Origin of the sequence: Mesorhizobium sp. M0618, from assembly GCF_040320765.1 — a bacterium.
Taxonomy (GTDB): domain Bacteria; phylum Pseudomonadota; class Alphaproteobacteria; order Rhizobiales; family Rhizobiaceae; genus Mesorhizobium.
Genome location: NZ_JAMYQH010000006.1, coordinates 110,976 through 134,213, shown reverse-complemented (window position 1 = coordinate 134,213; position 23,238 = coordinate 110,976). Strand labels below are relative to the sequence as shown.

The following is a 23,238-nucleotide window of genomic DNA, read 5'->3' as shown; positions in this document are numbered from 1 at the left end:
GGCCGGTGCACTGCGCACCGGTGTGCTGTTTGAGGGGACGACGACATCGGCGGTCCTGCTGCCACCATCAATCACTGTCGCGCGCCACCAGTTCCAGCGGCCAGACCTCGCGCATGATCCGTGGACCTTCCGGGCCGGCGAAGGCGGGAAGCGACGCCAGCAGCATTTCGGCGAGGCGTTGTCCCATTGGCTCCAGCGCCGGGCGGAAGGCGGTCAGAGCCGGGGAAAAATAGCGGCAGAGCGGCGTGTCGACGATGACGGTCACCGCCATGTCGTGGCCCGGCCTGATGCCCATCTCGGCCAGCGCCTTGCAGCCGCCCAGCGCCATTGCATCATTGTTGAAGATGATGGCGGTTGGCGGGGCCTTGGAGCGCATCACCTGAGGCGTCACCTCGTAGCCGCCGGCCTCGTTGATGAAGCCGGAGGCGATCAGCTCGGGGTCGATCTCGATGCCGTGCCGCTTTAGGGCCTTGCGGTAGCCGGCCAGGAACAAATAGCCGAAGTTGAGGTCGAGCGACGGACGGACGGCGGCGATGCGGCGGTGGCCGCGCGCCACCAGGCGGTCGACGGCGTCGGCGCCGGCCTTCTCGAAATCGAGGTCGAGGGAAGGATAGGACTTGGCCCCGGAGCGACTGCGGCCGAGCGTGGCGAAGGGAAAGCCGGCTTGCGTGAGATAGTCGATGCGCTCGTCCTCGCGCCGCGTCCAGGCCAGCAGCACCGCGTCGGCGCGGCGCGTTTCGACGACACGGCGCAGGCGCTCCTGCTGGTAGTCGCCTGGCGCCCCCATGACCACGGTCAGGTCGAGCCCGCTTTCGGCAAGCCTGGCCTGCAGCCCGATCAGGAATGGAATGAAGAACGGCTCACCATATTGCTGGTCACCGGGATGCGGCTGCAGCATGAAGGCGATCGAATGGGTGGCGCCTTGCCTCAGGCTGCGGCCGGACTGGTTCGGCGAATAGTTGAGCGTCCTGGCCGCCTCGAGCACGCGCTGGCGCGTGTCGGCATTTACATCGGCGCGACCGTTCAGCGCTCGCGACACCGTGCCGATCGATATGTTCAAGTGACGGGCAAGGTCGTGAATGCTGGATGCCAAGTGACTGTACTCCCCTTGCTTGGCTAGCACCGGTAGCCGCTCAGGCCAAGGCGACAGGACGATTTTCGCCAACGGCCAATTGACATTCTACGCCTTCGGGTGTGTTCTCGTAAACGTTTACGGAAAAACGTTTACGGTCCTGCCGTGGATGCCGTGACGATCGGTCTGGAGGGACCGAGCGGAGGAGGAGCGCTGGATGATCGATGTCGTCCTGGTCGGCTGCGGAGCGATGAGCAAGGCCTGGCTCGATGCCATCAGGCAGATCCGCGGGCTCACCCTTGTCGGCCTCGTGGATATCGATGCCGAGAGGGCACGGGCGAGGGCGCGCGAATACGATCTCACCAATGCCTTCATCGGCAGCAATCTCGACGCCGTGCTCGACCAGACCAAACCGCAAGCGGTGTTCGACGTGGTGGTTCCAGCCGCCCGGCGCGAAGTCGCTTTTTCCGCTTTTGCCCACAATTGCCATCTGCTGACGGAAAAGCCGCTCGCCGACAGTCCGGAAAATGCGCGCGCCATCGTCGAGGCCGCGCGCCGCGCCGGGTGCATTCACGCCGTCGTGCAGAACCGTCGCTATGTCGCCAATGTCAGGCGCATCCGCAGGTTCCTGGATTCCGGCGCCATTGGTACGCCGACCAGCATCCACGCCGACTTCTTCGTCGCGCCGCATTTCGGCGGCTTTCGCGAGGAGATGGCGCATGTGCTGCTGCTCGACATGGCGATCCACACCTTCGACGCCGCCCGCTACATGGTCGCCGGCGAGCCGGCCAATGTCTATTGCCAGGAATGGGAGCCGGCCAATTCCTGGTACCGGCAGGGATCGTCGGCCAGCGCCGTCTTCGATCTCGGCCGCGGCAAGGTCTTCACCTATGCCGGCAGCTGGTGCGCCGCCGGCTTCCGCACCAGTTGGGAAAGTACATGGCGCATCGTCGCCGAGCGCGGCAGCCTCATCTGGGACGGTCATGACGACCTGAGGGCAGAAGCAGTGATGCCGGGCCGCGACGGGATGTTCGACAAAACCCAGTCGATCGCGGTGCCGCCGCTCGATGCGTCCGATCGCGTCGGCGGCCATCTCGGCATTCTCCAGGATTTCGTGCACGCCATCGAGACCGGCACCGAACCGGAAACGCGCGGCGCCGACAACATCAAGAGCCTGGCCATGGTTTTCGGCGCCATCGAAAGCGCCGAGACCGGCCGCCGCGTGACAATCGCAGAGGACGCACAATGACGCCGAACCCGCTTCTCGACATCCGGATCGGCACCATGGTGCGGGCCAATCTCGACGACCCGGCGGCTTACGTCAAACAGATCCTGCCGCACGGCTTCGAGAGCATCCAGCCCTTCTTCTGGCAGACGCTTGGCGGCAAGGACCTGCCGCTTCTCGCCGGCCAGATCCGCGAGGCGATCGGCGATGCCGACGTCACCGTGTCCTCGCTCGGCGTGTTCGGCAATCCGCTGGAAGACGGCGAGGTCGATCGCGGCGTGCTCGCAGCGTGGGAAACCGTGATCGACAATGCGCATCTGTTCGGCACCTCGATGGTCAGCGGCTTCACCGGCCGTCTGCGCGGCAAGCCACTGCCGGAGAGCCTGCCGCGCTTCAAGGAAGTCTGGGGGCGGCTTGCCAAACGCGCTGCGGACAAGGGCGTGCGCATCGCCTTCGAGAACTGCGCCATGGACGGCAACTGGGCCGCCGGTGACTGGAACATCGCCCACAATCCGGACGCCTGGGAGATGATGTTCAACGAAGTGCCGGACGACAATCTGGGCCTCGAATGGGAGCCCTGCCACCAGCTCGTCTATCTGATCGATCCGATGCCGCAGATCCGCAAATGGGCGCCGCGCATCTTCCATGTGCACGGCAAGGACGCGACGGTGCGCTGGGATGTCATCCGCGAGCATGGCGTGTTCGGCCGTTTGCCGTTCGTGCAGATGCGCACGCCAGGCTTCGGCGACAGCGACTGGACGCGGGTGATCAGCGAATTGCGGCTGGCCGGGTACAAGGGTGCCATCGATATCGAAGGCTGGCACGACCCGGTCTATCGCGACGATCTCGAGATCACCGGGCAGGTGCGGGCGCTGGAATATCTGAAGCAATGCCGGGGAGGCGCCAGCTACCTGCCGAACCCGATGTGATCGGCCGGCGGGAGGAGCCGGCCGGGATGTCTGTAGCGAGCATTTCCGAAGCGAATGTCGAAACCCCTCGCTTGCGAGGACAAAAAGGGAGGATAAGTGCATGAGCATGACGATGAGAAGGACCGTTCTGCGCTCGACCGTCGTGGCCGCCGCCACGGTGCTTGCCGCTGCGATCTCCACCTTGCCCGCGCAGGCGCTCGACGCCAAATGGTGCAAGGATGTCCACATCCGCTTCTTCGTCGGCGGCGCCGAGGGCGACGCTTTCGGCACCATCGTCTATAATGGCGCCAAGCAGGCAGAGACCGATCTCGGGCCGAAGGTCGACTACATCTTCTCCCAGTGGGACATCGAAAAGATGGTGCAGCAACTGCGCGAGGCCGTCGCGGTCAAGCCCAACGGCATCGCCATGATGGGCCATCCGGGCGACGCGTCGATCATGCCGCTCGCCGAACAGGCGCACAAGGACGACATCAAGATGATGTATCAGAACGTGCCGGTGCCGAAGGTGATGGCGGCATTTGGCGGCGGCTATGTCGGCGCCCAGCAGGAACAGCAGGGCCGCGCGCTCGGCGCCGAGGCGTTCAAGCTCGGCAAGCTGAAGGCCGGCGACAAGGCGATCATGATCGGTCCGTTCGAAAACGAAAGTCGCGGCGCGCGCGAGCGCGGCACGGTGGCGGCGCTCAAGGAGGCCGGCGTCGAGGTCATCCAGTTGTCCTCACCGCCGAGCGGCGAATGGGCGTCCGATCCCAATCTGGCCATTCCGGTGATCACCGCGGCGCTGCTCAACAATCCCGACGTCAAGGCGGTCGGCTATCCCGGTGGGCAGATGCTCGGCAATGTCTCGACCTACATGCAGGCGGCGGGACGCAAGGCGGGCGAGATCTTCAATTTCGGCTTTGACACCAGTCCGCAGATCGTCGAGGGCTTCAAGGGCGGCTGGGTGCAATTGACCGCCGACCAGCAACCGTTCCTGCAGGGCTATCTGCCGATCCTCAGCCTCTGCCAGCAGGTGGTGCTGGGGCTGGCGCCGATGAATGTCGACACCGGCGCCGGCTTCGTCACGCCCGAAAATTACGAGATCGTCGCCGAGCTCGCCAAGCAGGCGCTGCGCTGACCTCCCAAGCCGCCGGCCGGGATCTCAGGCCCCGGCCGGTGGGACCGCTGGCGACGAAGCCGGCAAGCGACAATCAAAGCGAGGATCCGATGGCAGAACGCCTCATCGAACTGCGCGACATCAGCAAATCCTATGGCCAGGTCTATGCACTGGGCGGGGTCAATCTCAGCGTCGACCGCGGCGAGGTCGTCGGCCTGCTCGGCGACAATGGCGCCGGCAAGTCGACGCTGATCAAGATCCTCTCCGGCGTGGTCAAGCCGACCAGTGGCGAAATCCTCGTGCGCGGCAAGCCGGTGACCGGGTGGAGCGCCGCGCGTTCCCGCGAGGCCGGCATCGAGACGGTGTTCCAGGACCGGGCGCTGGCCGTGCAGCAGACCATCGTTCGCAACATCTTCATGGGCCGCGAGCTGACCGGATTCCTGGGCTTTCTCAGGGTCAACAAGGAGATCGAGGAGGCAAGCCGGCTGATGCGCGAGATCGGCTTCACCTCGAAAGTGTTCACGCCGCAGTCGATCGTCGGCCAGCTTTCGGGTGGCGAGCGCCAGGGCGTGGCGATCGCCCGCGCCATCTACAAGCAGGCGGAGTTGATCGTCCTCGACGAGCCGACGACGGCGTTGTCGCTGACCGAAACCGCCAAGGTGTTCCATTTCGTGCGTCAGGTGCGGGCGAGCGGCCGCTCGATTCTGTTCATCGGCCACAACATCCATCATGTCTTCGACATCGCCGACCGCTTCGTCGTGCTCGACCGTGGCAAGGTCGCACTGACGACCGACCGCAGCGAGGTCAAGTCGGCCGAAGATCTCATCAACTTCATGGAAGAGGTCGCGCATCCCGGCGGATTGGCCGGGCTGCACGATGCCGGCGACGCGGAGCAGAGAGCACGATGAGCAAGACCATGGAGCCCGACCTGCACGAGCCGTCCGCCGGCATTCCCCGCCCCAGTGCCCAGAAAGAGTGGAAACACCCATCCGATCACTGGATGCGCGGCTTCATCCTCGACAACCGTGCCGCGCTCGGCACGCTCGCCGTGTTCATCGTCATGATGACGGTGTTCCTGATCGCCAACCCGACCGTCTTCACCACCTGGTATCTCTACCGCTCGGTGCTGACGACGCTCCCCGTTGCGCTGTTCGTGGTGGTGCCGCTGGTCTTCGTCGTCACCTGCGGCGAGATCGACTTGTCGTTTCCGGCAACAATGGGTTTTGCCTCATGGGTCTTCGCGCTGGTCGTGCAGGCCGGCTACGATCCGTTTCTCGGCATCGCCGCGGCGCTCGTCACCGGCATGCTGCTCGGCTTCCTGGTAGGCTCGCTGGTCGTCTATGGCGGACTGTCGTCGCTGATCGCCACGCTCGGCATGAATTTCCTGCTGCGCGGCCTGATCCAGATCATCAACGAAGGCAAGTCGATGGCGCTGACCAGCCTCAGCGACAGCTGGGCCTACACGATCTTCTCAAGCCAGCTCCTGGGCATTCCGGTGCAGATCTTCTGGGCCATCGGCTTCGTCGTACTGTCGGCGATGCTCTATAACAGGCATCGCTTCGGCGCGCAGGTGAGGGTGGTGGGCGACAATCCCGACAGCGCCCAGCAAATGGGCATCGACGTCAAGCGCGTGCGGGTGAAAGTGTTCGTCTTCGTCGGCATCGGTGCGGCGCTCGCCGGCACCTTCTCGGTGATGATCAACTTCACCTGGTGGCCGACCGCCGGCGACGGCTATCTCCTGCCGGTGCTGGCCTCGGTGTTCGTCGGCGGCACGCCGACCTGGGGCGGCATCGGCACGGTCGTCGGCGGCGCCATCGGCGCCGTCACCGTGTCCTTCATCCAGACCGGCGTCGTCGCGGCGGGGTTGAGCGGCTTCTACGTCCAGTTCTTCAACGGCCTGATCATCATCCTGTCGCTGCTCGGGCATAAATGGAACCAGGCGCGGTATCGGTGAGGGATTGTTTCGTTGGCGGACCGCATGCCTTGACGATTGGCGGAGACATCAATCACTTCGTCATCCACGGGCGAAGCAGGAGCGCAGCTCCGTCGCGAAGACCCGAGGATCCATGCCGCGACCTTCGCCCAGGAATGCAGCGGAGCAGAATTCTGCACCGTGGTGACGCGTTTGAGTCCCGGCATGGATCCTCGGGTCTGCGCCGCGTCGCTACGCTCCTTGCTTCGCCCGTGGATGACGAAGGTGGGGCTTCCGCCGGGAAAGCGCCATCTTCACACCGCCGCGACGAACCCGTCCAGCACGCGTTTTTGGCCGGCCTTGTCGAAATCGATGGTCAGTTTGTTGCCTTCGATGGCCGAGATGTTGCCGTTGCCGAATTTCTGGTGGAAGACGCGGTCGCCGACATTGAAGGGCGATGGCGTGTCGGCGACGGATTTGGCGACCAGTTCGCCGTCGATGGTGCGGCCTTTGACCGAGGTGCGGCCGGCGCCGTAGCCGGAATCGGTCTCGCCATAGCCGATGCGCTCGACCTGGTGGCCGGAGCGCGAGCCCCAGTTGCGGTCGGTGGCTTCGGTGCGGTTGGCCTGCGCGCGCTGCCAGCCCGGCGTCGCATAGGTGTTGGAGAAGGCGCCGGATTTTTCGCTGTCGGCGCCGACATTGTCGAAGCGCGAGGCGCCATAGGGGTTCTGCCGTCCTGTGCCCTGGCCGCCGCGGCCGGAGGCAAAGGAACCGCCACCGTAGGAATTGCCGTAGCCGCCGTAGGAGTTGCCGCTTTCGGCGACCTCGACATGGGCATTCGGCAATTCTTCGAGGAAACGCGACGGGATGGTCGACTGCCACAGGCCATGGATGCGGCGGTTGGATACGAACCACAGATGCAGGTTCTTCTTGGCGCGGGTCAGGCCGACATAGGCAAGGCGGCGCTCTTCCTCCAGCCCGGAGCGGCCGCCTTCATCGAGCGCGCGCTGATGCGGGAACAGGCCTTCCTCCCAGCCGGGCAGGAAGACGGTCTCGAATTCGAGGCCCTTGGCCGAATGCAGCGTCATGATCGAGACGGCGTCGAGCCCGGCGTTCTGCTCGGCGTCCATGACGAGTGCGACATGCTCGAGGAAGGAGCGCAGCGATTCGTACTCCTCCATCGAGCGGATCAGCTCTTTCAGGTTCTCCAGCCGGCCGGGCGCTTCGACCGAGCGGTCGTTCTTCCACATGTCGGTGTAGCCGCTCTCTTCGAGAATGGTCTCGGCGAGTTCGGTATGCGGCGTGGTTTCCAGCGCCTTCTGCCAGCGCTCGAAATTGGCCGCGACCTCGCGCAGTGCCGCGCGCGGCTTCGGTTTCAACTCGTCGCTTTCGGCGAGCTTGGCGGCGGCTTCCAGCATCGGGATGCGCAGCGCGCGCGCCGTGTCGTGGATCTGGCGGATGGTGGCTTCACCAAGGCCGCGCTTGGGCACATTGACGATGCGCTCGAAGGCTAGGTCGTCGGCGCCTTGGGCGACGACGCGGAAGAAGGCGAGCGCATCGCGGATTTCCATGCGCTCGTAGAAGCGGGGGCCGCCGATGACGCGGTAGTTGAGGCCGAGCGTGACGAAGCGGTCCTCGAACTCGCGCATCTGGAAGGAGGCGCGGACCAGGATCGCCATGTCGTTGAGATTGTGCTTTTGCCGCTGGTAGGTCTCGATCGTCTCGCCGACGGCGCGGGCTTCCTCCTCGGAATCCCAAGCGGCGTGGACATGCACCTTGCCGTCCTCCGGCTCGTTGCGGTCGGTGAACAGCGTCTTGCCGAAGCGGCCCTCATTGTGGGCGATGAGGTGGGAGGCCGCGCCAAGGATGTGCGCGGTCGAGCGGTAGTTGCGCTCCAGCCGGATGATGGTGGCGCCGGGAAAATCCTTGTCGAAGCGCAGGATGTTGTCGATCTCGGCGCCGCGCCAGCCATAGATGGATTGGTCGTCGTCGCCGACGCAGCATATATTCACGCTCACGGGCTGTTCCGCGCCTGCCGGCGCGGGCCCTCCGCGGGGGCCTCGCAACGGCTCGGACGGACGGTCGTCCTTGCGGCCTTCGGCCGATTGGAGATTAGTCGCCGAAGGCTTGCGCCCGGCATCCGGCCTTTGCGCCAGGAGCCGCAGCCACATGTACTGGGCGGTGTTGGTGTCCTGGTACTCGTCGACGAGGATGTATTTGAAGCGCTTATGGTATTCCTTGAGCACGTCCGGATTGGCGCGGAAAATGCGGATCGGGTGGCAGAGCAGGTCGCCGAAATCGCAGGCGTTCAGCGTCTTCAGCCGTTCCTGATAGGCCTTGTAGAGTTCGCGGCCCTTGCCGTTGGCGAAGGCGCGCGCATCGCCCTCGGCGATGTCGGCGGGGCCTTGCCCCTTGTTCTTCCAGCCGTCGATCATCTGGGCGAACTGCTTGGCCGGCCAGCGCTTGTCGTCCAGACCTTCGGCCTGGATCAGCTGCTTGATCAGCCGCACGACGTCGTCGGTGTCGAGGATGGTGAAGTCGGAGCGCAAACCGGCGAGTTCGGCATGGCGGCGAAGCAGCTTGACGCCAATCGAGTGGAAGGTGCCGAGCCATGGCATGCCCTCGACATTGCCTTCGCCGATCAGCACGCCGATGCGGATCTTCATCTCGCGCGCAGCCTTGTTGGTGAAGGTCACCGCCAGGATCTGCGACGGGAACGCCTTGCCGGTGGCGAGGATGTGAGCGATGCGCGTGGTGAGCACGCGGGTCTTGCCGGTGCCGGCTCCGGCCAGCACCAGAACCGGGCCTTCCGTGGTTTCCACCGCCAGCCTCTGCTCGGGGTTCAGCCCCTTGAGATAGTCGGGCGCGTTGTTGTGTCCGCTGCGGGCAGCCATGGCGCGCGCGGCGATGCCCGACGGGGCCGTGGGCCGCGCATTGGGTTCGTCGAAAAAGGGCATGTCTTCGGAAAAGCCGGACATTGCCCCGAATGTAGTGATTCGGTGGGGAAAGACCAGAACTGTCTACGTTTTGTTCCGCTAAAATGCCCGATTGCTGCCCCGCGCTCCCACTGCGGTCGATGTTATCCCAAATTGCTATGGATCATTACGGCTTGCGCTTGAGGCCCGTGCTTGACAGGCGGGACCGTCAGGAGAAAGTTGTGCTTCGGGCAGCGACGCAATGCCGGGTTGCCATGGCCGCGCCGTGAAGCGCAACAGTCGAAGCCGCGAAGCGCAACAGTCGAAGGAGTATCATCTTGGCTGTCACCATCACCTCCCTCATTCTTTTCCTCATCGGCCTGGCACTCGGCGGCGGCGGCATCCGCCTGGCGATGCTGGGCGGCAGCTGGTACTATGTCATTGCCGGCCTTGCCTTCCTGATCGCCGCCTGGCTGCTCTACCGGCGCAGGTCCACCGCACTGTGGCTCTACGCGGTGATCGTGCTCGGCACGCTGGCCTGGGCGGTCTGGGAAACCGGCTTCGATTGGTGGGAACTCGGGCCGCGCGGCGGCATCATCGTGCTTCTCGCTTTGTGGCTGCTGACGCCGTGGGCGAGGCGGGGTCTTGCCGGCCCTGACGGGCGCGCACCGCTGATCCTTGCCGTGCTGGCCTCGCTGGCCGTCGCCGGTTATTCGATGACATCGGACCCGAAGGACATTGCCGGTGAACTCGGCACCGACAAGGTGGTCGCCAACGCCAATCTCGGCAATGATGTGCCGGCCGGCGAGTGGCACTATTACGGCCGCACGCAGTTCGGCCAGCGCTATTCGCCGCTCGACCAGATCACGCCTGACAATGTCGCCAAGCTGCAGCCGGCGTGGACCTACCAGACCGGCGACGTGAAGGGTCCGGACGACGTCGGCGAGACCACCTATCAGGTGACGCCGCTGAAGATCGGCGACACGCTCTACATCTGCACGCCGCACAATTTCGCCATCGCCATCGACGCCGCGAGCGGCAAGGAGAAATGGCGCTTCGACCCCAAGATCAAGCTCGACAAGGACCGCCAGCACCAGACCTGCCGCGGCGTGGCCTATTATGCCGATGCGGCCATCACTGCCGGCCAGCCGTGTGCTGCCCGCGTCTACCTGCCGACCTCGGACGCGCGGCTGATCGCGCTCGATGCCGCCAACGGGCAGGTCTGCCCGGCTTTTGCCGAAGGCGGCACGCTGAACCTTCTGACCAACATGCCTTATCCGAAGTCGGGCTATTATTACTCGACCTCGGCACCGCTGATATCAGGCGGCAAGATCATCGTCGGCGGCGCGGTCAACGACAATTATTCGACGCAGGAGCCGTCCGGCGTCATCCGCGCCTACGACGCTGCCACCGGCGCGCTGGTGTGGAACTGGGATTCCGGCAATCCGGACCAGACGACGCCGCTGGCGGCCGGCCAGACCTATACCGCCAACTCGCCCAACATGTGGTCGACGCCGAGCGCCGACGAGAAGCTCGGCCTGCTCTACGTGCCGCTCGGCAACCAGACGCCGGACCAGCTCGGCGCCGGGCGCAGTGACAATGTCGAGAAGTTCTCGTCGTCGATCACCGCGCTCGACCTCAACACCGGGCAGTTGCGCTGGGTGCGGCAGACCGTGCACCACGACCTCTGGGACATGGACGTGCCGGCGCAGCCGAGCCTGATCGACATCACCAAACCCGACGGCACGGTGGTGCCGGCGCTGGTCGGACCGACCAAGCAGGGCGACCTCTATGTGCTCGACCGGCGCACCGGCGAGCCGGTGATCGCGGTCAACGAAGTGCCGGCGCCCGGCGGTGCCATCGAGGGTGATCACACCTCGCCGACGCAGCCGGTCTCGGATCTTACCTTCATGCCGAAGCCGCTCACCGGCGCCGACATGTGGGGCCTCACCATGTTCGACCAGCTGGCCTGCCGGATCGAATTCCAGGGCCTGCGCTATGAGGGCCGCTATACACCACCTTCCGTCCAGGGCTCGCTGATCTATCCCGGCAATTTCGGCACCTTCAACTGGGGTGGCGTCGCTGTCGACCCGGTCCGGCAGGTGCTGTTCGGCATGCCGACCTATCTGGCGTTCAAGTCGCAGCTCATCCCGCGCGATCAGGTGCCGCCGCCGGACGAGGGGCGCGGCAGCGAGCAGGGACTGAACCGTAACGAGGGCGCGCCCTATGCGGTGGTGATGGGACCGTTCCTGTCGCCGCTCGGCATTCCTTGCCAGGCGCCGCCCTGGGGCTATGTCGCCGGCGCCGATCTGAGGACCGGCAAGATCGCCTACAAGCACCGCAACGGCACCGTCTACGACATGACGCCACTGCCGCTGCCGCTGAAGGTCGGGGTGCCCGGCATCGGCGGGCCGATGATCACCGCCGGCGGCGTCGCTTTCCTCGGTGCGGCGGTCGACGACTATCTGCGCGCCTATGACCTGACATCGGGCAAGCAGCTCTGGCAGGCGCGGCTGCCGGCCGGCGGACAATCGACGCCGATGACCTATACGGTCGCCGACGGCCGCCAGTTCGTGGTCATCGTCGCCGGCGGCCACGGCTCGGTCGGCACCAAGCCGGGCGATTATGTGATGGCCTACGCGCTGCCGAAGTAAGGGGGGCGCGACCTATGACCTAGCCGAGCCCCAGATGGCTCTTCAGGCTGGGCACCGAGCCGAGCACCTGGTTGGTCAGCTCGGGGCCGGCGGCGGCTTCGGCCTGCTGGACCAGCGTTTCGCCGGCCTTCTGGATCTGCGCCAAATCGAGGCCGGATGCCTTGAGCGCGGCGAGGCCGTTGACCAGCGCGCCGGCCTTTTCGCCGAGAACGCCGCCAAGCGCGCCCTGCAGCGACGACAGGAAGCCGCCACTGCCGCCGGCCGGAGGGGCGGCCATGACGTCATATTGGTGGGCGAGATCGTCGGCGCCGGGGATCTTGGCAAAAAACGACGAGGCGCTTGTGCCTTCCGCCTCGTGCTCGAGCACCGAAAAAATGGTGCCGACGACTTTTTCCGTCGTCGCCTGGTCGAGGCCCGCTTTCTGCGAGACGGTGTTGACGATATCCTGGACGTTCATGATCTGACCTCAACCCTGGGTGGATGCGGGGCGGTTTCCGGTCTACCGCGAACCCTGACCAACGATCGTCTGCCTGCATTCACAACCATCGAGCGCAGTGCCAAAGCGGTGGCCGCGGCAAGGACTAACGCGCTGGCGAGGAGCGGGGAAGGCATGGTCATCGGCATCGCTCCTTCTGGATCGGGACGTGAAGGCACGCTGGTCACGGTGCCATCGGTAGCAGGCAGCTTCCCCCACTATTGTGGCAGCGCCAGCAGGATTTATCGCCGATGACCAAAAAGTGATGACACGGGGGCCTGCGGTGCCGGCTTTACTGGCTGCCGGTGGGCGCCACGAGGCGAGCGCCGGTCGGGAAGAGGGTCGACTGGGCCATACTGGACCATACAGGCTCGGTCCCTATGTAGCTGGGTTTCCAAGCTTGAAGCCGAGGAGCACAGCCATGACGAAACCTGACGCCAACACCAAGCCTGCCATTACCCAGGCGATGATCGATGCCTATGACGAATACACGCATCTGACGCTCGATCGCCGCCGTTTCATGGAGCAACTGACCCGGCTTGCCGGATCAGGCGCGGCGGCGGCCGCAATTGCACCGCTTCTGGCGGCGAATTCCGCCCAGGCGGCAATCGTTGCCGACAACGATCCGCGGGTGAAGGGTGAGGACATCAGCTACCCCGGCAGCAGTGGCGAGATGAAGGGTTATCTCGTCAGGCCGGCGGGCCAATCGGGCAAGCTCGGCACGGTCATCGTCGTGCATGAGAACAGGGGTCTCAACCCGCATATCCGCGACGTAGCGCGACGCGTGGCGCTGGAAGGGTTCGTGGCGCTTGCGCCGGATTTTCTGTCGCCGCTCGGCGGTACGCCTGTCGATGAAGACAAGGCGCGCGACATGTTCGCCAAGCTCGATCCGGCGCAGACCATTGCCAATGGTGTAGCGACCGTCGCTTTCCTCAAGGCTGACAAGGACGGCAACGGCAAGGTCGGTGCCATCGGCTTCTGCTGGGGTGGCGGCACGGTCAACATGCTGGCCGTCAACGCGCCAGATCTCAATGCCGCCGTCGCCTATTACGGCATGCAGCCGAACGCCGCCGATATGTCCAAGATCAAGGCGGCCTTGCTGCTGCACTATGGCGGACTGGACGAGCGCATCAATGCCGGCATCGACGCCTTCAAGAAGGAACTCGACGCGGCGCATGTCGAATACACGGTCTATGTCTATGAAGGCGCCAACCATGCCTTCAACAACGATACGTCGGCGGCTCGCTACGACAAGAAGGCGGCCGATCTTGCCTGGGGACGCACGATCGCCTTCCTCAAGGAGAAGCTGGCGTAGTTTCCGGCGTCGTTTCAGCGCGCCGGTTTGTGGAAGGCGATGCCGGCGACCACCAGCGCAATGCCGAGGCAATCGGTGAGGCTTGGAATCTGGCGCAGCACGATGACGCCGATCAGCGTCGCGGTGACCGGCAACAACGACAGCATCAGCGCGAAGCTGGCGCGCGGCAGCCGCGACATGGCGAGCTGGTCGCAGATGTAAGGGATGACCGACGAGCAGATGCCGACGCCGATGGCGGCGAGCAGCAGCGGCGGCGAGAAAAAGGCCGGCAATGCGTCGGTGAGGCCGATCGGCAGCACGACGACGAAAGCGATCGCCATGGCGGCACCAAGGCTGGCGATGCCGCCGCCCGCGCCTGAAGCGGCGATGCGGTGCCCGAGCACGATGTAGCCAACAAACAGCGCGCCGTTGAGGAAGGCCCAGAACAGTCCCAGAGGATCGCTCGACCACTTGACGTCGATGAGCAGCAAGGTGCCGGTGACGGCAACGGCAAGGGCGGCGAGATTGCGCGGGCTCCTGAGCCCGATCACCGCGACGCCGATGGTGCCGACGAATTCGATCGCCGCCACCAGCGAGATCGGCAAGCGGTCGAGCGCCAGGTAGAACGAACAGTTCATCACCGCCAGACAGGCGCCGAAGGCCAGCAACAGCAGCCGGGTCGAGCGATCGGCGCGGGCGAAGGTTCGCCAGGGACGGGTCAGCGGTGCGAAGATCAGCGCGGCGGTGGCGATGCGCAGCCATGCCATGCCAAGCACGCCGACATGCGGGAAGAGCAGCACGGCGAATGCCGGCCCGAGATAGTGGAAGACGGCGCTGACGCCGAACCAGACATGCGGCGGCAGTTTTTCCGTCAGCCTGCCGAGGGTGGAACCGGAAGGGGCAGGGTCTGCCGCAGGAGCTTGCGTTTGATCATCCATCGGATCAGTATCGCAGGCGGATTTGCCTGTTTATATGGGTGATGATTGGCTCTTCTCGCCATCTTTCTCCCGGAAGCAAGGAGTTTCCCATGAAGCGCCTTCGAACTGAAAGCGCCGACCTCGATGCCGCGGATATGAAAATCCTGCGCCTGCTGGAGACGGACGCGCGCATCAGCACGGCGGAACTGGCACGCTCGGTCGGCCTGTCGGCGCCGAGCGTGGCCGAGCGCATCAAGCGGTTGCAGGAGCGTGGCGTCATCGAGGCCTATTCGGTCAGGATCAACCCCGCGGCACTCGGCCTGCCGCTATCGGCATGGCTTCGCATCCGTCCGGTACCGGGGCAACTGGCTGCCGTGGCCGAAATCATCCGCGAGCTGCCGGAGATCGCGCAATGCGACCGGGTGACCGGCGAGGACTGTTTCATCGCGCTGGCGCATGTCGGCTCGGTGGCCGAACTCGAGCGAGTGATCGACCGCATTATCCCTTATGCGATGACCAACACGGCGATCATCCAGTCGTCGCCGGTGGTGGCGCGTTCACCGCTGGCGGCGGTGAAGCGCCCGACTTGAGGGCGAGGATCGTCGATGCGAAGGTTTCAAGCGTGGCCGCGCTTCATGCGCGCCTGCTTCAGGATGGCGCGCCAGCGGATCATGTCGAACGGGATCGGCTCGTTGTTGTTGGCGATGTGGAAGATCTCGTTGTTGACGTTCTTGAGCGAGCGCCAGAAATCATAGTCGGTGATGCGCGGATCGGCGGCAAGCCTGTCCACCTCGACCTTGATGTCGGTTTTCATGCACGTCCCTCGAACCGCCTGTGCCCCGCCGCCTGCATCGCAACTCGGATCGGACCGTTTTCAAACGGCCCGCTGAGTCGTTCAATGGCTCAAATGGCTTGTTCACGTTAAAACCTCGGTAAGGTTAACGCGGACGCCAGAGAGCTTCAAGCGGTCTTGCGACGAATGCCGATCGAGCGGCCGGCGCGCTCCGGCATCGGCAGTGCCGAATGGGCGGCGCGCATGGCTTCGACCTTGGCAAGCACATCGGCTGGGAAGGGCGCCACCTTCGGCCCGGACATGTCGACATGCAGTGACAGGGTCTCGGAGGTGGCGGCGAGCCAGCCGTCGACATGGCGGATTTCCTGGTAGGCCCGCAGCCGCTTGTCGTCATGGTCGATGAGCTGGAAGGAGACCGTGACCTTGTGGTCGAGATGCAGTTCCTGGACGTAGCAGACATGGACTTCGGCGGTGTAGATGGTGAGCCGCCGCTGGCTCACGTAATCCAGCCCCATGCCCATCGCCTCGAAGGCTTCGTCCGAGCAGCGGTCGAACAGCACGTTGTAGTAGGCCATGTTGAGATGGCCGTTGTAATCGATCCAGTCCTTTTCGATGTCCATGGGTTGGGAGACGAAGGGGGCGGGGATGGGCATCGAAACTTCCTTATGCTGGCGCTGGACAGAGCGTGGGTGGGTAAGTGTCTTTCATTCTGACGCAATTCCGGACGGAAAACCGCTTCGCACTTTTCCTGGAATTGCTTTAGTCATCCATAGACGCACAACAAGCGTGGACGCTGGTCCATTCGCGGAGGAATTCATGGCTCTGAGCGACCTCAACCCGGTCGAACGCAACGAGGAAGGCATCGCTGCCGTGCTCGGCATCCTCAAGCAGCGGCTGGGCGAGCGCTTCCAGACCGGCCAGGCAATCCGCTCCCAGCACGCGCACACCACCACCTATATTCCGACGCAGGCGCCCGACGGGGTCGCTTTCCCAGAGACAACGGCCGAAGTGCAGGAGATCGTGCGCGCCTGCGCCGCACACCGCGTGCCGGTCATCGCCTTCGGTGTCGGATCGTCGCTGGAAGGCCACACCAACGCACCGGGTGGCGGCATATCGCTCGACACCTCGCGGATGAACCGCATTCTTGCGGTCAATCCGCAGGATCTCGATTGCACAGTCGAACCCGGCGTCACCCGCGAGGATCTGAACCGGCATCTGCGCGACACTGGCCTGTTCTTTCCAATCGATCCGGGCGCCAATGCCTCGCTCGGCGGCATGGCGGCGACGCGGGCATCCGGCACCAATGCGGTGCGCTACGGCACGATGCGCGAAAACGTGCTGTCGCTGACCGCCGTCATGGCCGACGGCGAAACGGTGACCACCGGCAAGCGGGCGAAAAAGAGTTCGGCCGGCTATGATCTGACGCGGCTGCTGGTCGGCTCGGAAGGCACGCTCGGCATCATCACCTCGCTGACCTTGAAGCTGCAAGGCATCCCGCAGGCGATCTCCGGCGGCGTCTGCCCGTTTCCGAGCGTCGAGGCGGCCTGCAATGCTGTCATCGCGACGATCCAGATGGGCATCCCCGTGGCGCGCATCGAACTGGTCAACGCGTTGCAGATGCGGGCGATGAAGAACTATTCGAAGCTCGACTATCCCGAAAGCCCGTGCCTGTTCGTCGAGTTTCACGGCAGCGATGCCGGCGTTGCCGAACAGGCCGAGACCTTTGGCATGATCGCGGAAGAGAATGGCGGCGGGCCGTTCCTGTGGACCAGCGTCGCCGAGGAGCGCACAAAACTGTGGAAGGCCAGGCACGACGCCTACTGGTCGTCGCTGACACTGCGGCCGGGCGCCAAGGGGCTGTCGACCGATGTCTGCGTGCCGATCTCGCGCTTTGCCGAATGCGTCATGGAAACCGAAGCCGACATAGCGGAGATGGGTCTGATCGCGCCGATCGTCGGCCACGCCGGCGACGGCAATTTTCACGTGCTGGTGCTGATGGATGTCAACGATCCCAAGGAGATCGCATTGTCGGAAAAGTTCGTCTCGCGGCTCAACATGCGGGCGATCGCCATGGACGGCACCTGCACCGGCGAGCACGGCATAGGCCAGGGAAAGATCGGCTTCCTGCGCCATGAACTCGGCCACGGCGTCGACATCATGCGCACGATCAAGCAGGCCCTGGATCCGCTTGATATCATGAACCCGGGCAAGATTTTGCCGGGGGACTAGGCGAGTCCTCCAGCGCAAGGCCGCAGGCGGCTCGTCTTGACCATGCCACCATTTTCGGGCCGAGACTTCGGCGAGCAGCGAGGCCTGAAACAGACAGGCGTGCCAGCGGAGGAAAAGTGTCATGGCGATTTCACGCAAGGAAGAGGCGCGTGCGCTGAGCGCCGACGAACAGGAACTGGTGGAGAAATCGCACCATCCTTCGGTGCAGGAGCTTTCCGACGCCGATGTTGCCGGTCTGGTCAAGCTGTTGCGGGACCGGCGCGACAAGGCGCAGACCGAGGCGCATCGGCGCCGCCGCGAAATGCGGGGCAAGGGAGCGCCGAAAGGTGCTGCGCCCTCAAAGTCCGATGGCGGTTCGCAGGTAAAGCTGGCGGTGCTAGCCATGGCGATGCGGCGGCTGAATGGCGAGGCCGAGCGGCGCCGGCAACTGGCGGCCAGCGTTTCGCTGGTTGGGAATGCGCGCAAGGTGCTGGCCATGAAGCAAAATGCGCCGGCGGACGGTCCCGCGCTCAATTCGCGGACGGCTCACAAGGGCATGCGCGCCGTGGCTAGCAAGCGGGCGCCGAAGCTGGTCCGGCCGGCGGAATTCGGCCGGCAGCGCAAGGCGGGCAAGGTGGCACAAGCGAAGCGCGACGCACGCTGATCTTCGCCGATAGAGGCCGTCAGCCGTTCTTTACCGGGCGGCGGGAAGCTTCTCCTGCGCGCCCTCGACAAGCGCCTGCAGCATGGGGCGGGTTGGCGCGAAGAACGTTGTGCCGGTCTGCGGCGTCGAGAAATCGAGCAGGCGGTCGTAGGCGCCCGGCGGGTCGCCGATATACATGCGCTGCAGCATTTTTTCGATGACCCAAAGATATCTGGAATAGCCGATGAAGTAGGTCCCGAACTCGTTTTGTCCGGGCCTGCCGAACGGCATGTTGTCGCGCAATATGTCGTACTCGTTGCCATCGGCATCCTCGATGGTGGCCAGCGACTTGTGTGATTTGCGCGGCGCGTCGTCATCGTCGATTTCGATGTTGTCGATCTTGGTGCGGCCGATGATCGCTTCCTGCTCGGGCGTCGGAATGCGCGCCCAGGCCTGCATGTCGTGCAGATATTTCTGGACGACGACATAGCTGCCGCCAGCGAAGTCGGCGTCTTCATCGCCGACGAGCGCAGAGGCGGGCAAATCGAGGCCGGTCGGGTTGGCGGTGCCGTCGATGAAGCCGAGCAGGTCGCGCGCATCGAAATAGCGAAAGCCGGAAACCTCGTCGACGACGCTCACGCCGTCGCCGAGATTGTCGAGCAGAATGCGCTCGAACTCGAAGCACATGTCGGGGCGTTCGGAGCGGATGTGGAAGAGAAGATCGCCAGCGGTCGAGGGCGCCGAATGAACGGATCCCTTGATCGGCGCAAACGGTTTCAGTTCAGCGGCCGCCGATCTGGAGAAAGACGATCCCAGAGATCGCGGCCGATGCCGGCAATGCACGAAAGCCGCCCGGAAAGATCGCGGAACCCGACGGTTTTGACGAGATCGTCGAGCCCACCAAGCACGGAGGCCACCTTGGCGAGCGCGGTCTGCTCGCCGGCGACGGTGACGACAAGAAAGACCGCCGAAAGCGACAGCGGAGCGTCGACGCTTTGCGCGTTGATCGGCACGCGATCCCAGTTCTTCCCAGACATCCGAATTCTCCGCTTTGCGAGGATTTGTTTCAGATCATCCGGGATCGCGCAACACTGGATGAATTGCCTCTTTATCGACACGCGGATGCGGGTAGAGTGCGGCAGAATTTCAATCAACCCATTCGGAGCTGATGCTCGCACGCCTGTTCGTGATCTTTGGTGGCCTGTTCGTGCTGGTGCTATGTGCGGCGCTGGTGGTGCCGTATTTTGTCGACTGGACCGGCTACCGCGCCCAATTCGAGCGCGAGGCGAGCGCCATTCTCGGCCGCAAGGTGACCGTGCAGGGCGACGCCACGGCAAGGTTGTTGCCGTTCCCCTCGGTGACCTTCTCGAACGTCGCTGTCGCCGGCGGCCCCAATGGCCAGCCGGCCATGACCGTCGAGACGTTTTCGATGGATGCGGAACTGGCGCCCTTCCTGCGCGGCGAAGTGCTGATCTTCGACATGCGGCTGGTGCGGCCGAAAGCGACCATCGACATCGCCAACAATGGCACGGTCGACTGGGCGATGCGGCCGTCCTCGCCCTTCGACCTCGATCAGATCTCGATCGAGAAGCTGACGGTGACGGAAGGGCAGATCGAACTGCGCCATGCCGCCGGCGGGCGCAGCCATTTGTTTTCCGAGATCAATTCGACCATCTCGGCCAAGTCGCTGGCCGGGCCATGGCGCATGGACGGCACGCTGCGGCTGGACGGGTTGCGCACCGCGGTCACCGCGTCCACCGGCAAGGCTGAAGGCAACGGGCAGATGCGGCTGCGGCTGAAGGCCGATCCGGACGCCTATCCGCTGGTCATCGAAGCCGACGGCAATGCTGGCATTGTCAATGGCGCTGCCGTCTATTCCGGCCAATTCAAAATCTCCGGTGCGGACAAGAACAGCGCCGAGCTGCGCAGCACCGACGGTGAGACGGTGAAGGTTTCCGCCGGCAAGCCCGATCCGGGCTTTCGGCTGAACGGCAAGTTTTCGCTCGACCACCAGAAGTTGGGCGTCGACGAATTCCGCTTCGAGACCGGGCCGCTCGACAACCCCTACACCGCCGATGGCAAGGCTTCTGTCGATCTCGGGCTGAAACCGAGTTTCGCCATCGAGGCCAATGGCGCGCAGGTGCAGTTCGACGAGGCGGTGGGCGCCGAGGCCGGCGCCGGCCTGACGCTGGACCAGCGCATCGCGGCGTTTGAGCAGGCGCTGCTCGACATGCCGAAGCCGACCATTCCCGGCACCGTCGAGGTCAAGCTGCCGGCGGTGGTGGTCGGTGACACCACGGTGCGCGACGTGCACCTTTCCGCCGAGCCGGTCGATGGCGGCTGGTCGGTGAAATCGCTTGCCGCGACCTTGCCCGGCCGCACCACGCTGGAAGCCGATGGCATGCTCGTGCTCAATTTGGAGGGTCATTTCGGCTTCAACGGTTCGCTGCTGCTGGCCGTGGCGCAACCTTCCGGCTTTGCCGCCTGGCTGTCGAAGGATGTCGACGAGGCGATCCGCCGTTTGCCCGCCGCCGGCTTCAAGGCCAAGGTCGACCTCTCGCAGAAGCGCCAGGCCTTCAGCGATCTTGAACTGATCCTGGGCAAGGCGAAGTTTTCCGGCCGCATCGATTCCAGCCAGCCCGACGATGCCAAGCCTTCGGTGCTGATGCGGCTCGAAGGCGATGACCTCGATGTCGACGGGCTGGCGGCCTTCGCCTCGATCTTCGTCAGCGACAAGGGCGCCAATCGCTTTGCCGACCGCGACCTCGATTTCCAGATCAAGGCAGGGCCGGTCAATGCGGGAGGATTGACCGCCGACACGGTCGACACGGCGCTCAGGCTGCGCGATGGGCTGCTCGAAATCGACCGGCTGTCGGTGGGCGGGCTGGCCGGCGCCTCGATCAGCGCCACCGGCCGGATCAAGGATTTCCCGGCGAGCCCGACCGGCAAGCTCGATGCGTCGGTGATTGCCGTCGACCTGAAGCCGCTGATCGACGTCGCCGCCCAGCACTATCCCGACAGTGCCGTGCTCAAGGGACTGGCGAGCCGTGCCGCCGCCTACCCCGAGCTGTTCCAGGATGCGCGCATCGACCTGGTGGCGAGTGCGGCCGACAATGGCGACGGCACCACCGGCCTGGCGGTGAGCGGGCAAGGCAAGGCGGGCGGCTCGGCCTTTTCCGCGTCGCTGTCGGGGAAGGGGGCGGTGGGCAAGCTTCTGGAAGCGCCGGTGGCGCTGACCTTCAACGCCAAGAACCCTGACGCCACCGCGCTGCTGGCGCTCTACGGCCTGCCGGCGCTGCCGCTCGGCATGCTGGGCGAGGCAAGCACCGACATTCAGGCCAAGGGCACGTTTGGCGGCGGCCTGGCGACGAATTTCAGCCTTGCCGGCAATGACTTCAAGGCCGGTTTCGAGGGAACGATCGCCGATACGCCGCAAGGCTTCGCCGCCAAGGGCAAGCTCAGCCTCGATGCCGCCGACATCGAGCCATGGCTGATGACGTCAGGCATCGGCCTGGCCGGCATGGGGGCGGGCATGTCGACGTCGCTCGCCGCGCAGGGCGACTATGGCAACGGTCTGCTGGTGCTGGACGAACTCAGCGGCGCCATCAACGAAGCGGCGGTGTCCGGCGACGTCAATATCGATGTAAAGGACGGCGTGCCGCATCTGGCCGGGGCGCTGGCGCTCGACGAACTCGACCTCGATCCGATGGCGGTGGCGCTGTTCGGCGATTCCGCCTTTCTTGCCGACAAGGAAGGGGCCGACAAGGAAGGGGCAGGTAAGGGTGGCGTGTGGCCGGCGACACCGTTCAGCCAGAAATCCAACCTGCCGTTCACCGCCGACCTAGACCTGACGACGGCAGCGCTCGCCGCCGGTCGGTTCGCCACCGCGTATGATGCCGCCTTTTCGCTCAAGCTGGACCAGGAAGGCATCCGCGTTTCGGATTTGAAGGCGAAATTGCTGGGCGGGGCGCTCACCGGCCTGTTCGAACTGAAGAACATTGACGGCACCGGCCTGTTCTCTGGCCAGATGAAACTGGCGGGCGCCGATCTGGCGACCGTGCTGCCGGATGCCGGCATCAGCGGCATCGGCGATTTCTCGACGGCACTGTCAAGCAGCGGCAAATCGGTCGAAGGGATGGTGGCCGCCTTGTCGGGCTCCGGTACGGCGGCGTTGAAGGGCGTCAAAGTTGCTGGTGTCAATCCAGATGCGTTCGGTGCGTTCCTCGCCAAGGCGGATGCGATCGGGCGCGACATCGATGTCGCCAAGACTGCCGGTTTTGCACCTGATATCGCCGCCGATGGCAGCCTTGCCGCCAAGGATACCGACGTCGCCTTCACGGTTGCCGGCGGGACGCTGCGGGCGCCGCCGATCAGCCTGGAGAATCCGGCGGCGACCTTGTCCGCCGACGTCACGGCGGATCTCAACGCGGTCACGGTGTCGGCCAAGGGTGCGATCACCTATCGGCCTGGCGACGAGGCACTGGTCGGCTCCGAGCCGGTCGTGAATTTCACCGCCGAGGGGCCGTTCGGCGCGGTAAAACGAGCATTCGACAGTGAGCCGCTGGCGCAGTTCCTGACCCAACGCGCGCTGGAAAAGGAACAGCAGCGCGTCGAGGCGATGCAGGCCGCGCTGCTTGAGAAGCAGCGGCTGCGGCGCGAGGTGCGCTACTACGCGGCGCTGCAGACCGAACGGGACAAGGCCGCCGAGGAATTGCGCAGGCAAGAGGAGGCGGCGCGGCTGAAAGCCGAGGCTGATGCCAAAGCCAAGGCCGAAGCGGATGCCCAGGCCAAGGCTGAAGCGGACGCAAAGGCCGAAGCGGACGCAAAGGCCAAGGCCGCTGCCGATGCGAAGGCGGCTGCCGAAAAGCAGGCCGCCGACGAGGCGGCCAAAGCGCAGGCCGAGCAGGAGCGGCAGAAGGCGGAAGAGGCGGTGCGCATCGCGGCGCAGGAAAAGGCAAGGCTCGAGGCCGAGCGCAAGGCCGCGCAGCAGGCTCCGAAGGTGGAGCGGGCACCGCGGCCGCAGGCCAATGACAATCCGCCGCCGGCCAAGCCGAAGTCCAATCCGTTCACGATCGACAATCTGCTGAAGTCGCTGCAGTAGTAGTCGA

General features: G+C 64.8%; 17 protein-coding genes and 1 pseudogene. 11 read left to right on the top strand and 7 right to left on the bottom strand.

The genetic code is table 11. From position 1 onward, the window contains the following. Positions 1–67: 67 nt before the first annotated feature. Complete coding sequence (locus NKJ04_RS09210) at positions 68–1,093, bottom strand: LacI family DNA-binding transcriptional regulator (RefSeq protein WP_023813114.1); 1,026 nt, start codon at positions 1,091–1,093, stop codon at positions 68–70. Between the two features lie 196 nt (positions 1,094–1,289). Here NKJ04_RS09210 and NKJ04_RS09205 point away from each other — a divergent pair, with 196 nt between their 5' ends. From NKJ04_RS09205 to NKJ04_RS09185, 5 genes are all read left to right on the top strand, one after another. Then, positions 1,290–2,321: a Gfo/Idh/MocA family protein gene (locus tag NKJ04_RS09205; RefSeq protein WP_352674443.1), complete on the top strand. Its 1,032-nt coding sequence runs from the start codon at positions 1,290–1,292 to the stop codon at positions 2,319–2,321. Then, positions 2,318–3,226: a sugar phosphate isomerase/epimerase family protein gene (locus NKJ04_RS09200; RefSeq protein ID WP_352442257.1), complete on the top strand. Its 909-nt coding sequence runs from the start codon at positions 2,318–2,320 to the stop codon at positions 3,224–3,226. Before NKJ04_RS09205 ends, NKJ04_RS09200 begins: the two co-directional genes overlap by 4 nt. 100 nt (positions 3,227–3,326) lie before the next feature. Beyond that, complete coding sequence (locus tag NKJ04_RS09195; protein ID WP_352674441.1) at positions 3,327–4,340, top strand: substrate-binding domain-containing protein; 1,014 nt, start codon at positions 3,327–3,329, stop codon at positions 4,338–4,340. 89 nt (positions 4,341–4,429) lie between these two features. Further along, the gene (locus NKJ04_RS09190; RefSeq protein WP_023813110.1) at positions 4,430–5,227 is read left to right on the top strand and encodes an ATP-binding cassette domain-containing protein; all 798 of its coding nucleotides are present in this window, start codon (positions 4,430–4,432) and stop codon (positions 5,225–5,227) included. Next, on the top strand, positions 5,224–6,273 hold the full coding sequence (locus NKJ04_RS09185) for an ABC transporter permease (protein ID WP_128303519.1): 1,050 nt from the start codon (positions 5,224–5,226) through the stop codon (positions 6,271–6,273). The genes NKJ04_RS09190 and NKJ04_RS09185 overlap by 4 nt, the downstream gene beginning before the upstream one ends. 272 nt (positions 6,274–6,545) lie before the next feature. Here NKJ04_RS09185 and NKJ04_RS09180 read toward each other — a convergent pair whose 3' ends face one another. Continuing rightward, positions 6,546–9,209, bottom strand: a complete 2,664-nt coding sequence (locus NKJ04_RS09180; RefSeq protein WP_352674440.1) for an ATP-dependent helicase — start codon at positions 9,207–9,209, stop codon at positions 6,546–6,548. A 275-nt stretch (positions 9,210–9,484) separates the two neighbouring features. Between NKJ04_RS09180 and NKJ04_RS09175 the strand changes: the two genes are divergently transcribed. After that, on the top strand, positions 9,485–11,800 hold the full coding sequence (locus tag NKJ04_RS09175) for a glucose/quinate/shikimate family membrane-bound PQQ-dependent dehydrogenase (RefSeq protein WP_352674439.1): 2,316 nt from the start codon (positions 9,485–9,487) through the stop codon (positions 11,798–11,800). A 19-nt stretch (positions 11,801–11,819) separates the two neighbouring features. On the opposite strand, the gene NKJ04_RS09170 is transcribed toward NKJ04_RS09175, so the two are convergent. After that, positions 11,820–12,257, bottom strand: coding sequence for a YbaK/EbsC family protein (locus tag NKJ04_RS09170; protein ID WP_352674437.1), 438 nt, complete (start codon positions 12,255–12,257; stop codon positions 11,820–11,822). A 439-nt stretch (positions 12,258–12,696) separates the two neighbouring features. On the opposite strand from NKJ04_RS09170, the gene NKJ04_RS09165 reads away from it, so the two are divergent. Continuing rightward, complete coding sequence (locus NKJ04_RS09165) at positions 12,697–13,590, top strand: dienelactone hydrolase family protein (RefSeq protein ID WP_352674435.1); 894 nt, start codon at positions 12,697–12,699, stop codon at positions 13,588–13,590. 14 nt (positions 13,591–13,604) lie between these two features. Here the strand turns inward: NKJ04_RS09165 and NKJ04_RS09160 are convergent, their stop codons facing one another. Then, the gene (locus NKJ04_RS09160) at positions 13,605–14,507 is read right to left on the bottom strand and encodes an EamA family transporter (RefSeq protein ID WP_352674434.1); all 903 of its coding nucleotides are present in this window, start codon (positions 14,505–14,507) and stop codon (positions 13,605–13,607) included. Positions 14,508–14,596: 89 nt separating this feature from the next. On the opposite strand from NKJ04_RS09160, the gene NKJ04_RS09155 reads away from it, so the two are divergent. Next, positions 14,597–15,076: an Lrp/AsnC family transcriptional regulator gene (locus tag NKJ04_RS09155; RefSeq protein ID WP_352674433.1), complete on the top strand. Its 480-nt coding sequence runs from the start codon at positions 14,597–14,599 to the stop codon at positions 15,074–15,076. Positions 15,077–15,102: 26 nt separating this feature from the next. Here NKJ04_RS09155 and NKJ04_RS09150 read toward each other — a convergent pair whose 3' ends face one another. Beyond that, entirely contained in the window at positions 15,103–15,300 is a 198-nt protein-coding gene (locus NKJ04_RS09150; protein ID WP_013531006.1) for a hypothetical protein, read from the bottom strand. Between the two features lie 146 nt (positions 15,301–15,446). Beyond that, the gene (locus NKJ04_RS09145) at positions 15,447–15,932 is read right to left on the bottom strand and encodes a thioesterase family protein (protein WP_352674432.1); all 486 of its coding nucleotides are present in this window, start codon (positions 15,930–15,932) and stop codon (positions 15,447–15,449) included. 163 nt (positions 15,933–16,095) lie between these two features. Here NKJ04_RS09145 and NKJ04_RS09140 point away from each other — a divergent pair, with 163 nt between their 5' ends. Next, positions 16,096–17,508 (top strand): FAD-binding oxidoreductase, encoded by a 1,413-nt coding sequence (locus NKJ04_RS09140; RefSeq protein WP_352674430.1) that lies wholly within the window; start codon positions 16,096–16,098, stop codon positions 17,506–17,508. Between the two features lie 121 nt (positions 17,509–17,629). Next, complete coding sequence (locus NKJ04_RS09135) at positions 17,630–18,151, top strand: hypothetical protein (protein WP_352674429.1); 522 nt, start codon at positions 17,630–17,632, stop codon at positions 18,149–18,151. Between the two features lie 30 nt (positions 18,152–18,181). Here the strand turns inward: NKJ04_RS09135 and NKJ04_RS09130 are convergent. Next, positions 18,182–19,167 (bottom strand): annotated as a pseudogene (locus tag NKJ04_RS09130) (Dyp-type peroxidase). A 131-nt stretch (positions 19,168–19,298) separates the two neighbouring features. Here NKJ04_RS09130 and NKJ04_RS09125 point away from each other — a divergent pair. Then, the gene (locus NKJ04_RS09125) at positions 19,299–23,231 is read left to right on the top strand and encodes an AsmA family protein (protein ID WP_352674428.1); all 3,933 of its coding nucleotides are present in this window, start codon (positions 19,299–19,301) and stop codon (positions 23,229–23,231) included. Positions 23,232–23,238 lie beyond the last annotated feature (7 nt).